The organism is Agathobacter rectalis ATCC 33656 (assembly GCF_000020605.1).
In the GTDB taxonomy this organism is placed as follows: domain Bacteria; phylum Bacillota; class Clostridia; order Lachnospirales; family Lachnospiraceae; genus Roseburia; species Roseburia rectalis.
In genome coordinates this window covers 2349970-2364274 of the sequence record NC_012781.1, presented here as the reverse complement: position 1 = coordinate 2364274, position 14305 = coordinate 2349970, and the positions used below count along the sequence as shown (strand labels likewise).

At 37.5% G+C, this 14305-nt stretch carries 12 protein-coding genes and 1 CRISPR repeat array; all 12 genes read left to right on the top strand.

Annotated features, from left to right (window positions below):
* Positions 1 to 71 precede the first annotated feature (71 nt).
* The 12 genes from EUBREC_RS11255 to pyrF all read left to right on the top strand — a co-directional run bounded on the left by EUBREC_RS11255 (position 72) and on the right by pyrF (position 14293).
* Positions 72 to 1061 (top strand): aldo/keto reductase, encoded by a 990-nt coding sequence (locus EUBREC_RS11255; RefSeq protein WP_015568209.1) that lies wholly within the window; start codon positions 72 to 74, stop codon positions 1059 to 1061.
* A 20-nt stretch (positions 1062 to 1081) separates the two neighbouring features.
* A complete protein-coding gene (locus EUBREC_RS11250) occupies positions 1082 to 3196 on the top strand; it encodes a CRISPR-associated helicase/endonuclease Cas3 (protein ID WP_012743321.1) in 2115 nt (704 codons plus the stop codon).
* Between the two features lie 233 nt (positions 3197 to 3429).
* Entirely contained in the window at positions 3430 to 3891 is a 462-nt protein-coding gene (locus EUBREC_RS11245; protein ID WP_012743320.1) for a DUF3990 domain-containing protein, read from the top strand.
* A complete protein-coding gene (locus EUBREC_RS11240) occupies positions 3881 to 4321 on the top strand; it encodes a hypothetical protein (protein WP_012743319.1) in 441 nt (146 codons plus the stop codon). The genes EUBREC_RS11245 and EUBREC_RS11240 overlap by 11 nt, the downstream gene beginning before the upstream one ends.
* A complete protein-coding gene (gene cas5c, locus EUBREC_RS11235) occupies positions 4322 to 4990 on the top strand; it encodes a type I-C CRISPR-associated protein Cas5c (RefSeq protein WP_012743318.1) in 669 nt (222 codons plus the stop codon). It begins immediately after the preceding gene.
* Positions 4987 to 6723 (top strand): type I-C CRISPR-associated protein Cas8c/Csd1, encoded by a 1737-nt coding sequence (gene cas8c / locus EUBREC_RS11230; RefSeq protein ID WP_012743317.1) that lies wholly within the window; start codon positions 4987 to 4989, stop codon positions 6721 to 6723. Before cas5c ends, cas8c begins: the two co-directional genes overlap by 4 nt.
* Complete coding sequence (cas7c, locus tag EUBREC_RS11225) at positions 6724 to 7635, top strand: type I-C CRISPR-associated protein Cas7/Csd2 (protein ID WP_012743316.1); 912 nt, start codon at positions 6724 to 6726, stop codon at positions 7633 to 7635. It begins immediately after the preceding gene.
* Positions 7635 to 8297: a CRISPR-associated protein Cas4 gene (gene cas4 / locus EUBREC_RS11220; protein ID WP_012743315.1), complete on the top strand. Its 663-nt coding sequence runs from the start codon at positions 7635 to 7637 to the stop codon at positions 8295 to 8297. Before cas7c ends, cas4 begins: the two co-directional genes overlap by 1 nt.
* The gene (gene cas1c / locus EUBREC_RS11215) at positions 8294 to 9325 is read left to right on the top strand and encodes a type I-C CRISPR-associated endonuclease Cas1c (RefSeq protein ID WP_012743314.1); all 1032 of its coding nucleotides are present in this window, start codon (positions 8294 to 8296) and stop codon (positions 9323 to 9325) included. Before cas4 ends, cas1c begins: the two co-directional genes overlap by 4 nt.
* Before the next feature lie 9 nt (positions 9326 to 9334).
* On the top strand, positions 9335 to 9625 hold the full coding sequence (gene cas2 / locus EUBREC_RS11210) for a CRISPR-associated endonuclease Cas2 (protein WP_012743313.1): 291 nt from the start codon (positions 9335 to 9337) through the stop codon (positions 9623 to 9625).
* Between the two features lie 177 nt (positions 9626 to 9802).
* Positions 9803 to 11422: a CRISPR direct-repeat array (repeat unit 32 nt; unit sequence GTCGCTCCTCTCGTGGGAGCGTGGATTGAAAT).
* A 176-nt stretch (positions 11423 to 11598) separates the two neighbouring features.
* Positions 11599 to 13191, top strand: a complete 1593-nt coding sequence (locus tag EUBREC_RS11205) for an AAA family ATPase (protein ID WP_022292446.1) — start codon at positions 11599 to 11601, stop codon at positions 13189 to 13191.
* Positions 13192 to 13360: 169 nt separating this feature from the next.
* A complete protein-coding gene (pyrF, locus tag EUBREC_RS11200) occupies positions 13361 to 14293 on the top strand; it encodes an orotidine-5'-phosphate decarboxylase (protein ID WP_012743305.1) in 933 nt (310 codons plus the stop codon).
* Positions 14294 to 14305: the final 12 nt, after the last annotated feature.

Genomic DNA, 14305 nt, shown 5'->3' with positions numbered 1-14305 from the left:
AGAAAAATCAAGTCTGCTGTAGTATAATAATTTATCGGGTAAAATATCATGTATTTATGCGGGAGGTAAATATGTACACAGCAGACGAAAAGAGATACGACACAATGAGATATAACAGATGCGGCAGGAGCGGACTTAAGCTTCCTGTTGTATCGCTTGGTCTATGGCACAATTTCGGTGATTTTTCATCGTATGACAACATGAAGCAGATGTGCTTCACAGCCTTTGACCATGGCATCACTCACTTTGACCTGGCAAACAACTATGGTCCTGAATACGGCAGCGCAGAGAAGCACTTCGGGCTTATCCTGAAGGAGCATCTGTCAGCATACCGCGATGAGCTCATCATCAGCTCAAAGGCAGGCTATGATATGTGGAAGGGACCATACGGCAACTGGGGCAGCCGCAAGTATCTGATTGCAAGCCTTGATCAGAGCCTTAAGAGAATGGGACTCGACTATGTGGATATTTTCTATCATCACAGAATGGACCCTGAGACACCGCTTGAGGAAACAATGGGAGCACTCGACCAGATAGTAAAAAGCGGAAAAGCACTCTATGTCGGACTGTCAAATTATGACGGCGAGACCATGAAGAGAGCCTGCGAGATTCTTACTGATTTGAAATGTCCGTTTATCATCAACCAGAATTCATACAATATCTTCAACCGTACAATAGAGCAAAACGGCTTGAAGCAGGCAGCAAGAGAGTGTCAAAAGGGCATCATCTCCTTCAGCCCGCTCGCACAGGGCATGCTCACAGACCGTTACATAAACGGTATTCCGGAGGATAGCCGTATAAAGACAGACGGCCGCTTTTTAAATCAGGAAAAGCTCACTCCACACATCGAGCAGATTAAGAAGCTAAACGATATAGCCGCAAAACGTGGTGAGACACTAGCACAGATGGCTCTTAAGTGGGTGGTAAAGGATGATGACGTGACAAGCGTGCTTGTCGGCGCCTCAAAGCCACAGCAGATTCTTGAAAACTTAAAGGTTATGGAGGGCACAGGCTTCTCTGAGGAAGAGCTTAGGATGATTGATGAGATTGTGGGAGTGTAAAGATGAATCTGGTGATATAAATGGAATATATTGCGCATATAGAAGAAGAAAGAAAGCAAAGGCTTATTGATCATTTGGATGGAACTGCCAAATTAGCCGGAAAATTTGCAGAATCATTTGGAAAATATGAGTGGGGATATTGCATAGGTATGTTACATGATCTAGGTAAGTATTCCAAAGAATTTCAACATAAAATACAGTTTAATACGAATGACAGAGTAGACCATTCTACTGCTGGAATGAGATTATGTAATGAAAAAGGTGGATATTATTCTATATTACAATATGCTATTGCAGGACATCATTCTGGACTAATGGATTACTATAAGCTTGAAGAACGATATAGAAAATCAATATGTGATTATCAGGCATATAGACAGGAGGTAGAAATTCCACAAATAAAAAGTGATCCTTTTGAGAGCTGTAAAACACAAAATCCTCATTTTTCAATGGGGATTTTTATGAGGATGTTATATTCATGTCTTGTTGATGCGGACTTTCTTGAAACAGAAAGTTTTATGAAGAATAACCATGTGGAACGAACATCGGGTGAAGAAATGGCATCTTTATTAGCAAGACTGGAAAGACATATTGGTTCATGGTTAGAAAATGATGATCTTAATTCGATAAACGGTAGAAGAACTGAGATATTAAAAGCCTGTCTGATAGCAGGTGAGAATGATAGGGGATTGTTTCACCTGACTGTTCCAACAGGTGGTGGAAAAACAATTGCCTCATTGGCATTTGCGTTAAAGCATGCAGTCAGGCATCAAATGGAGCATATTATATATGTTATTCCATATACTAGCATTATAGAACAGAATGCTCAGGTGTTTCGTGAAATACTTGGGCAGGATAATGTTCTTGAGAATCATTGTAATGTCGATTATGGGGATTCTGAAGAATTAAAACCGATGCAGCTTGCCAGCGAAAACTGGGATAAACCTGTAATTGTCACGACTAATGTTCAATTTTTTGAATCATTATTCGCAAGCAGGTCATCTAAGTGTAGGAAAATTCATAATATTGCGAATTCTGTGGTTATATTTGATGAGGCACAAATGTTGCCATTGGAATATTTGAAACCATGCATTGCCATGATGGAAAATTTAATGGATTTCTATAGGACAAGTATTGTTTTATGTACGGCAACACAACCGGCCTTAGACAGTATATTTGATCAACACAGACGGTATATTGAATTATGCCCGAATATAAATGAGCAGTTTAAATTTTTTAAAAGAGTTATATACGAAAATCTTGGGATAATCGAATTTGATACTTTAATTGAAAGATTGAAGACTGAAAAAAGAGCACTGTGTATTGTTAATACAAAAAAATGTGCACAGCAGCTTTACGAACAGTTAAGTGGTGATGGTGTGTATCATTTATCAACAAGTATGTATCCTAAGCATCGTAAAAAGATACTTGCACAGATTAAAGAAAGAATGAGTGATAAATCAAAATCATGTGTGCTTATTTCAACAAGTTTGGTAGAGGCGGGAGTAGATCTTGATTTTAATTCAGTATATCGTCAAGTAGCAGGAGTAGATTCGGTAATACAGGCAGCAGGTAGATGCAACCGAGAAGGAATTGAGAAAAAAGAAAACAGTAAAGTTTATATTTTTGATATAAATGGAATGAAAACAGTGCCGGGACAAAGTCTGCAAAGCTCAATCACTAAAGGGTTATTGCAAGATTATCATGATATTTCTAATCTTGAATGCATTACAGAATATTTCAAAAGGCTATATCATTTTAGAGAAAATGATTTGGATAAAAAGAATATTATAGGCGAATTCAAGGATTGGAAATATAATTTTGAGACGGTATCAGAAAAATTTCATTTGATTGAGGAAAATACAAGAATTGTATTTATTCCGATAGAGCAGGAAGCTAAGGATTTATTATTTGAAATAAAAAATCAGGGTTATGGAAAAGCCAGAATGAGAAAGGCATCCCAGTACTGTGTTCAGATATATAATCAGCTTTTTGATACTTTGTATGGTGCTGGTATAATTAAGGAAATAACATCGGATATAGAGAATTTTTATGAATTGGTAGATGAAGAAATGTATACAGATGACAAGGGATTAAATTTGTCTGTGGAATCTGGAATGGATTTATATCTGTAATTTAAATGGCTGTGTGAATTATAAACACAGCCATTTATTTGCATTATTAAAAATATTATTATTTCAATCCACAGGATTAGCCTGACAAATGTAATTGTACAATATGAATTGAATTATTTCAATAAAATTTTAAATAAAAATTGAAAAGTGTTGATTAGTAATGTTTGAAGTAGTATTATTTAAAACATAAGAAGATAATGTACGTGAAATAAATTAGATAAAGGAGTAGGGTGATGATTTTATATCATGGAAGTAAAGAAATAGTAGAATTTCCTGAAATTAGAACAGCTCGTTATAACAAGGATTTTTATTTTGGGTTTTATTGCACACAGATGCCAGAGCAGGCAGTGAGATGGGCAACGAGATATGGAACGCGAGGCTATTTGAATAAATATGAATATACTGAAAATTCAAAGCTTAAGTATCTTGTATTTGAAAAAATGACAGAAGAATGGCTTGATTTTATTGTTGATTGCAGAAGAGGAATAGCGCACTCGTATGATATTGTTGAAGGACCTATGGCTGATGATACAATATATAATTATATACAGAATTATATTGATGGAAAGATAAGCAGAGCAGCTTTTTGGGAACTGGCGAAGTTTAATCATCCGACTCATCAAATAAGTTTTCATACGGTAAGTGCGCTTAGTACTTTGAGATATGTTGGAAATGAGGTTGTTTATGGCGGTTAAAAATAATAATAATCTATTCTATACATGCAGTCTGATTGAATATATTGGCAGGCAGATTAAAAGGAAACGTTATGAGGTGGTTGATTTACTGACAAAAGAACGGATTAAACGTATATATAAATATGCAGATATTCTCCATTGCGAACCAATTGAAAAAGTTGCAGATGAGTTTATTACGGAATGCAGTATGAATAATGGAAATTATGATAATATACATGATTGTAAATATAGGATTCCGGATTACTGGGATATTGGCGAAGTATATGAGAGATTGATAGAGGATTGTTTTAGTGATGATGAGATACTTCATGGTATATGGAAAGTGTATCATTCGTGGATAAGTGACAAGATATCAAATTATAATACCGATTTTTATTATCAGCCACGAGACTACATTGCAGCTTGTTATGAGGAAGGAGATGTCCTGTAAATGGGAGTAGGTGTAAGAGTTAAGGTATGGGGAGATTATGCATTATTCTCACGACCGGAAATGAAGGTTGAGAGATGCTCATATGATGTTATGACTCCATCGGCAGCAAGGGGAATACTTGAGGCGATATATTGGCATCCGGGATTGAGTTGGGTGATTGATAAAATCTATGTGAAAAATCCAATCAGATTTACCAGTGTCAGAAGAAATGAGATAAAAAGTAAAGCTTCCGCAAATAATATATTACAGGTATATAATGGTGCGGATAAGCCTTTGTACATAAGTACAAAGGATGATATTGTACAGAGGGCATCTCTTATTTTGAAGGATGTGTCTTATGTTATAGAGGCACATTTTGAGATGACGGAAAAAGCAAATAATACAGATAATCCCGGGAAATTTAAGGATATTATGATGAGAAGACTTAAGCGTGGGGAATGTCATCATATGCCATATTTTGGCTGTCGTGAGTTTCCGGCAAATTTTTGCCTTTGTGAAGAGAAAGATATACATACATTTTATGATAATATTCCGGAGAAAGATTTGGGATTTATGCTATATGATATGGATTATAGTGATTGTGAAAGAGGCAATATCAGTCCAATGTTTTTTAGAGCAGTGATGAAGCGTGGAGTAATAGATTTAAGGGACTGTGAGGTGATAAGATGATCTTACAGGCATTAGTGAAAGAATATGAGAATCTTGCAGAGAATAATCTGGTGCCGAAGAGAGGCTGGTGTCAGGCCAAGGTTTCTTATGCAATAGATTTAAATCCTAATGGGAAAATCAAAGAAATTTATCCACTAAAAACAGAACAGACTAGTGGAAAAAAGAAGGTTTTTCTTCCGGTTGCGAAGAGTGTTCCTGAAATGGTTACACGTTCATCGGGCGTGGCAGCTAATTTTCTCTGTGATAATGTAAAATACATGCTAGGGATTGATCAAAATGGAACAAATGCAAGGGTGCAGGAGTGTTTTCAGGCAGCGAAGGAAAAACATTTAGCGTTGTTAAAGAATGTTGATGAGCCTATGGCAAATGCAATTTGTAATTTTTTTAATTTATGGGATCCAGAGACGGCTTATGATAATGCATGTGTGAGAGAAAAATCAGATGAATTAAATGAGGGTGGTAATGTCATCTTTTGTATGGGAAATGATTTCGCACAGGATAATGATACAATTAAAAAAATTTGGGACAACTATGTTGTACATCAGACAGAAAATACCAATGATGGTATTTGTCTTGCAACTGGTGAAAAAACGGAGATAGCAAGAATTCATCGTGGAATAAAAGGTGTTCCAGGAGCACAGACAAGTGGAGCTGCTTTGGTTTCGTTTAATGCACCGGCATTTGAATCTTATGGCAAGGAACAGAGCTATAATGCACCTGTAGGAAAAAATGCGGAGTTTGCATATACAACTGCATTGAATTATTTGTTGAGTAATAGGGATAAGATATTTCAATTAGGTGATTCCATGGTGGTTTATTGGGCTGAAAATGGCATGGAAGAATATCAGAAAACATTTAGTTTTGTTATGAATCCTCATGTAGATAATGAGGAACAGCTTCAAAGAATATTTGACAGCTTGAAAAAATCAAGATATGTGGATGTAGATAATGTTAAGATGGACTTTGAGCAGTCATTTTATATTTTATGCCTTGCACCGAATGCTGCGAGGTTATCTGTTCGTTTCTTTTATCAAAACACATTTGGTGATATTTTAAAAAATATAAAAGAACATTATAAACGGTTGGATATTGTGAAACCATTGTGGGTGGAAAAGAAATATCTGAGCGTATATGAATTGTTAAGAGAGACTGTCAATCCTAATTCAAAGGATAAGACTCCAATCCCTAATATGTCTGCAATGGTACTTCAAAGTATTTTATCGGGAAACAGATATCCTGCAAGTCTTTATACAGACACTGTTATCAGAATACGATCTGAGCAGGGAAATGTTACATGGGGACGAGCTTCAATTATCAAGGCTTATTTAATAAAAAATTATTCATGGAAGGAAGGAGAAAACTACATGGGATTAGAAGAAACATGCAATGACACTGCATACGTATTGGGAAGATTATTTTCAGTCTTGGAGTCAATCCAAAAGGAGGCGAATCAGGGAATAAATGCTACAATTAAAGACAGGTATTTTAATTCAGCATGTGCTACGCCTGCATCTGTTTTTCCAATTTTATTTAAATTAGAAAATAGTCATATAAAAAAACTTGAGCGTGAAAAAGGTAGCGGTTCTAAGATTTTTTATGAAAAAATAATAGGAAACCTTATGGAAAAATTAGTATTATTTCCACGGAGTTTGTCTTTAGAAGAACAAGGAAAATTCATGTTGGGATATTATCATCAGACACAAAAGAAGTATGAAAAAAAGGAGAACAAATAAATGGGAGAGGTTATTAAAAACAGATATGAGTTTGTTGTTTTATTTGATGTGGAAAATGGAAATCCTAACGGGGATCCTGATGCTGGCAATATGCCAAGAATTGATCCGGAAAGTGGCTTAGGAATTGTAACTGATGTATGTTTAAAACGTAAGATCCGAAATTACATAGAAACTGTGAAGGAGGACGAAGATGGATATAAAATTTATATCAAGGAGAATGTTCCTCTTAACAGAAGTGACAGGGAGGCATGCAAAAGTCTTGGTATAAATGATGATGAAGATAAAAAGGTTACAGAAGCATTAAAAAAACTAAAAAAGTCAGATAAGGATGCAGATATAAAATTAAGGGATTATATGTGCAGAAATTTTTATGATATTCGTGCATTTGGTGCTGTAATGACAACTTTTGTTAAAGCTTCATTGAATTGTGGGCAGGTAAGAGGTCCTGTACAGCTTGGATTTGCAAGAAGTATTGATCCTGTTATTAGTCAGGAGGTAACTATTACGAGAGTTGCCATTACAACAGAAAAAGATGCTGAGAATAAGAGTAACGAGATGGGAAGAAAGAGTATTGTTCCATATGGCTTGTATCGTGTAGAAGGTTATATTTCAGCAAATCTTGCAAGAAAAGTTACTGGATTTTCTGAGGAGGATCTAGAATTGTTATGGGATGCAGTAATAAATATGTTTGAAAATGACCATTCTGCTGCAAGAGGAAAGATGGCAGTTCGTGAGCTTATTGTTTTTAAACATAGTAAAGAGCTTGGTGACTGTCCTGCTTATAAATTATTTGATGCAGTTAAAGTACAGAAAAATGATGATATACAATATCCAAGAAAATATCAGGATTATACAGTTACTATTAATGATGATGAGATACCGGATACGGTAGAAGTGAAAAGGATGATTTAATGGAATATTCTCAAGATGATTATCTGATGATTTCTGGAATACAGCATTTTAAATTTTGCAGAAGACAATGGGCGCTTATTCATGTTGAGCAGCAGTGGGCTGAAAATGAACATACTGTTATTGGCGAACTTATGCATAAAAAAGCGCATGATCCATATCTGACAGAAAAGAGAAAAGATATTCTGGTTGTCAGAGATCTTCCTGTATCCTCAAGAAGCATGGGTGTGAGTGGGGAGTGTGATATTGTTGAATTTCACAAATGTGAAGATGGAGTGAAGCTCTATGGACATCGTGGAACATATTCATTATATCCAATTGAGTACAAAAAGGGGAAACCCAAAGAGTCAAACGAAGATGAACTTCAGTTAATAGCGCAGGCTATGTGTCTGGAAGAAATGTTTTCAACAAAAATAACGGAGGGTGCTATATTTTATGGTGAGACAAGAAGACGCAAACCGATAGTGTTTACAGATGAACTTCGGGATGAAGTGAAAAAAATATTTGGAGAAATGCATGATTATTATGATCGAAATTATACACCTAAGGTCAAAACGTCGAAAAGGTGTGTATCTTGCTCTTTAAAAGATATTTGTATGCCAAAGATTGATAAAAGTGGTTCGGTGAAATCGTATATCAATAAGATGCTGGGGGAAACGTTATGAAGAAATTATTGAATACATTGTATGTTACATCGGAAAATAGTTATCTGGGGTTGGATGGAGAAAATGTTGTTGTATATGATGATAAAAATGAAATAGGCAGATTACCTTTACACAATCTCGAAGCAATAATTTCATTTGGATATAGAGGAACAAGTCCGGCATTAATGGGAGCTTGTGCGGATAGAAATATTTCTCTTTGTTATCTGACACCACAGGGAAAATTTCTTGCAAGAGTTTCAGGCAAAGTTAAGGGGAATGTCGTGCTAAGGAAACAACAATTCCAAAGCAGTAGTGAAGATATAAAGTGCCTGGAAATCGCAAAAAACTGTATTCTTGGAAAAGTGTATAATTCAAGATGGGTTCTAGAAAGAGCAATTAGAGATCATTCAATGCAGATAGATGTGGATAAGGTAAAAAAAGCATCTATAAAACTGAAAGAATTTCTTGATTATATCCAAAATTCACAGTCTATGAATCAGTTAAGAGGATATGAAGGTGAAGCAGCAAGTATATATTTTGGCGTATTTGATGAGTTGATTTTACAACAAAAGAAAGATTTTTTCTTTCAAGGGAGAAATCGGCGTCCGCCTCTTGATAATGTAAATGCAATGTTGTCGTTTACGTATACATTGCTTACAACTCAAATTACATCAGCGCTAGAGGTTGTAGGGTTAGATCCCTATGTTGGTTACATGCACACGGAACGTCCCGGTAGAGTATCACTTTCATTAGATCTTATAGAAGAATTGCGAGCAGTCATGGCTGATAGATTTGTTTTATCATTGATTAATAAAAAGATTGTAAATGGCAAGAGTTTTACAAAAAAAGAAAACGGTGCTGTATTGATGGATACAGATATTCGTAAAAAATTACTATCAGAATGGCAAAACAAGAAAAAGGAGATTATTACACACCCATATCTTAATGAAAAGGTGGAATGGGGAATGGTTCCATTTGTACAGGCAATGCTGTTGGCAAGATATTTAAGGGGAGATTTGGATGAGTACCCTGTATTTTTATGGAAATGAGGTGATGGCGTGCTTGTATTGATTACATATGATGTGAATACTGAAACTGCTGAAGGAAAAACCAGGTTGAGAAAAGTAGCTAAACAATGTGTAAATTATGGGCGAAGAGTTCAGAATTCTGTGTTTGAATGTATACTAGATAATGCTCAATGTGTGATGCTAAAGGCCATATTAACGGATCTTATTGATAAAGATGTGGATAGTCTCAGATTCTATTATTTAGGAAATCGTTATCAGACGAAGATAGAACATGTTGGTGTTGACCGTGGGATTCCTGCTGATCAGACATTGATATTATAAAATGTGGTGCGAAAGATAAGTAAACATGAATGTACCGGTTGTCTCGCACCTGAAATTACTTGTAAATTTGTACAATAAAATGAATAATAGGTTTTTGGTTTTACTTGTTATTTATCTTATTATATATTTATTGTCGGTATTGTATAAAAATAAACAAATTTTTTGTGCAATATTGCTGTCGCTCCTCTCGTGGGAGCGTGGATTGAAATTTGAATACCTTGATGCCGATTGTTACGGCAAGTACTGTCGCTCCTCTCGTGGGAGCGTGGATTGAAATTTACTGCACCAGGCCGGCTTAAAATACAGCAGTCCGTCGCTCCTCTCGTGGGAGCGTGGATTGAAATACCGAGAAAGTCTTAAACCACTCCGAACAAGGACGGTCGCTCCTCTCGTGGGAGCGTGGATTGAAATCTTATGCTCCGAGACCACAGAATAGATTTATCAGGTCGCTCCTCTCGTGGGAGCGTGGATTGAAATATATCGTGCGGGCGAAAAATTGGAAGACAGGGAAACGTCGCTCCTCTCGTGGGAGCGTGGATTGAAATTCTCGCTCTGTCGAACTTGGAAAAACTCAACAGCGTCGCTCCTCTCGTGGGAGCGTGGATTGAAATGATAAAATTCTTAAGCTATTACGCAGTGAAAAGAGTCGCTCCTCTCGTGGGAGCGTGGATTGAAATGTGTGGATCAGCCGAAAACAAGAGCAGCAATACACGTCGCTCCTCTCGTGGGAGCGTGGATTGAAATATATAACATATGTCTGTCGGATCATGACGGTCTGTCGCTCCTCTCGTGGGAGCGTGGATTGAAATATAGAAATTATAGCCCTTATGTTTTACCCAAAAATGTCGCTCCTCTCGTGGGAGCGTGGATTGAAATTACGCTGATTATTTAACCACACACGACATTTTTGTCGCTCCTCTCGTGGGAGCGTGGATTGAAATATTAGTAACAGCAGTTGGTTTAGTATCAGAACCGTCGCTCCTCTCGTGGGAGCGTGGATTGAAATATATATCAGCTTATCAAACGACATTAGTTAAATGGTCGCTCCTCTCGTGGGAGCGTGGATTGAAATAAAATTGTCTTGTGTTTTGGCTTGTCAAGGCTAAAGTCGCTCCTCTCGTGGGAGCGTGGATTGAAATTCAAATATTCTTCATCATACAGCCATTCATCAGTGTCGCTCCTCTCGTGGGAGCGTGGATTGAAATATAGCCACCATGCCGGTCTCGTCTGATGTCATAGTCGCTCCTCTCGTGGGAGCGTGGATTGAAATAATGTACGACTTAAACTCATCTGGAATATAATTGTCGCTCCTCTCGTGGGAGCGTGGATTGAAATCAATGCTTAACTTATATTCCGTGGCTTTTAACGACGTCGCGCCTCTCGTGGGAGCGTGGATTGAAATTACTTCCTGCACCTCTTGATAGCCATCACCCATTGTCGCTCCTCTCGTGGGAGCGTGTATTGAAATTCTTTAGCTGTTCCCACTGTTCCGGCGTTATGTGTCGCTCCTCTCGTGGGAGCGTGTATTGAAATCAGTGTCACCTCAAAGGTGTAGTCCCCGGTGAAGTCGCTCCTCTCGTGGGAGCGTGGATTGAAATATGGCATAAAAGCCGTCACAAAGTCCGTTGGAAATGGTCGCTCCTCTCGTGGGAGCGTGGATTGAAATTGAAGAACCTGAATACGAACGATTGTGTAATATGGTCGCTCCTCTCGTGGGAACGTGGATTGAAATTCTGCAAGGTTAGTGGCTGTGCCTGTACCTGCCGTCGTTCCTCTCGTGGGAGTGTGAATTGAAATATCAGCATATGAATCTATACACAATCATAATATGCTGCGTTATTGTAGAATTAGTAGTTAAGTCTATTTTTATAGCAATAACGTTGCTTATCAATAATACAATAGATAAATATTGTTGCAAACCAGTAAATAGCAGGTATAATATAGAGTAACATATTAACAGGGAGGCATATTCATTGGGCATTTACGTTAATCCGACAGGAAGATCGTTTGAGCTTGCGATAAATTCAGAGATTTTTGTTGACAAAAGCGGTCTGATTAAAGAAACGAATAAGTGTATAAATACATTACAAAGGTATATGTGTGTAAGCCGTCCAAGGCGATTCGGAAAGTCAATGGCCATGGATATGCTTTCAGCATATTATGGTCGAAAGACTGATGCAGAAAATTTATTTAAAGGCCTTAAAATAAGTCATGATGAGTCGTATGACAGACATATTAACAAGTATGATGTACTCAAAATTAATATGCAGGACTTTTTGAGTGTTACACACAGTGTTGATGATATGCTTAAAATGTTGTGCGAATACATTACGGATGATTTTTCAATAGAGTGTAAGGATATTATTTTTCGGGACAAGTCAAATATTGTGAGAGTAATGCAGGATGTTTTTATGTCTACAGGCAGGCCGTTTGTGATTCTTATTGATGAATGGGATTGTCTGTTTAGAGAATTTACGCAGGATAAAGAAGCGCAGAAGAAATACCTTGATTTTTTGAGAGGCTGGCTTAAGGATAAAGACTATATAGCGCTTGCATACATGACAGGTATACTGCCGATTAAAAAATATGGTTCACATTCTGCTCTTAATATGTTCACGGAATATTCCATGACAGATATGGGAGCTTTGGCAGAGTACTTTGGCTTTACAGATGATGAGGTCAGAGAATTGTGTGACAGATATGATATGGACTTTGAAGAGGCAAGGGCATGGTACAATGGATATAAGCTCGTGTCCCATAGCAAATATGGAGTAAAGAAATATGCGATGTACAGTCCGAAGTCTGTAGTAGAAGCCATGCTAAAGCATAAATTTGGTACTTATTGGAATCAGACTGAAACTTACGAGGCTCTCAAGGTTTATATTCAAATGAATATGGATGGTCTAAAAGATGCCGTGATTAAAATGCTTGCCGGTGAAAGTGAGAAAATAAATACAGGCACATTTGAAAATGACATGACATCATTTGCCACAAAGGATGATGTGCTTACACTTTTAGTACATCTTGGCTACCTGACATATGATAGTGAGACGGAAGAGGTTTCAATTCCAAATCGAGAGGTGTCAAAGGAATATCTTAATGCAATTAGTACAATGGATTGGGATGAAGTATCAAAATCAATAAAAGCATCACAAAAATTGCTTGAGAGTTTGTGGAATATGAATGGTGCTGCGGTTGCTGACGGAATTGATAAGGCACATAATGAGATATCTATTTTACGGTATAATGATGAGAATTCTTTAAGCTGTACAATTAATTTGGCATTTTATTCGGCCAGGGAGTATTACTCAATAGTTCGTGAATTACCAACAGGAAAAGGCTTTGCTGATGTATGCTTTATTCCAAGAGTGAGTCATTTGGATAAGCCGGCAGTTGTTATTGAATTGAAATATGATAAGAATGTTGATGGCGCCATTTCACAGATAAAGTCGAGACAGTATGTGGAAGCCTTGAAGGATTATAAGGGTAATTTGCTTCTTGTTGGAATAAATTACGATAAAAAGACAAAAGAACATCAATGTGTGATTGAAAAATGGAAGCTGTAAAGGTGAAATTAGCAGGGAGTATAGCAACAATTAATGCTATACTCCCTGCTATTATATTTTTGGTTGCAAGAATTTAGTTTATGCTATAAAATATTTATAACTGTATGCAGATATTTAATAATCACAATATCTGTCTGTATAATAAAATACGCATAAAGAGGACGAAAGAATGATCAACAAATTAGTAGACAAAATCAAGAAAACAAACGCACCTATCGTAGTAGGTCTCGACCCGATGCTTTCATATGTGCCTGAGCATATCACAAAGAAGGCATTTGATGAGCTTGGAGAGACACCGGCCGGTGCAGCGGAGGCTATCTGGCAGTACAACAAGGCTATTGTGGATGCCACATATGACCTGATTCCGGCTGTAAAGCCACAGATTGCTATGTATGAGCAGTTTGGAGTGGAGGGCCTTAAGACATTCCAGAAGACAGTGGATTACTGTCATGAGAAGGATCTCGTGGTTATCGGAGATGTAAAGCGTGGAGATATCGGCTCAACATCGGCTGCATACGCCACAGGACATCTCGGAAAGGTACAGATCGGCAGCAAGAGCTATTCTACCTTTGATGAGGATTTTGCCACTGTCAATCCATACCTTGGAACAGACGGTATCAAGCCATTCGTAGATGTATGCAAGGAGGAGAAGAAGGGTATCTTCATTCTTGTAAAGACATCTAATCCATCAAGTGGAGAGTTCCAGGACCGTATGATTGACGGACGCCCATTATATGAGTGGGTAGGTGAGAAGGTTGCAGAGTGGGGAGCTGACTGCATGGGTGATTCATACAGCTATGTAGGTGCGGTTGTCGGTGCAACATACCCTGAGCAGGGTAAGATTCTTCGTAAGGTAATGCCAAAGAGCTTCATCCTCGTACCGGGCTACGGCGCACAGGGAGGAAAGGGCGCAGACCTTGTTCATTTCTTCAATGAGGACGGACTTGGTGCAATTGTCAATTCATCACGTGGAATCATCTGCGCATACAAGCAGGATAAGTACAAGGATATGGGCATCACAGCAGAGAATTTTGCAGATGCATCACGCAAGGCTGTTGAGGATATGATTGAGGATATCTCAGGAGCACTTGCAAATCGTTAATAAGTTATTCAG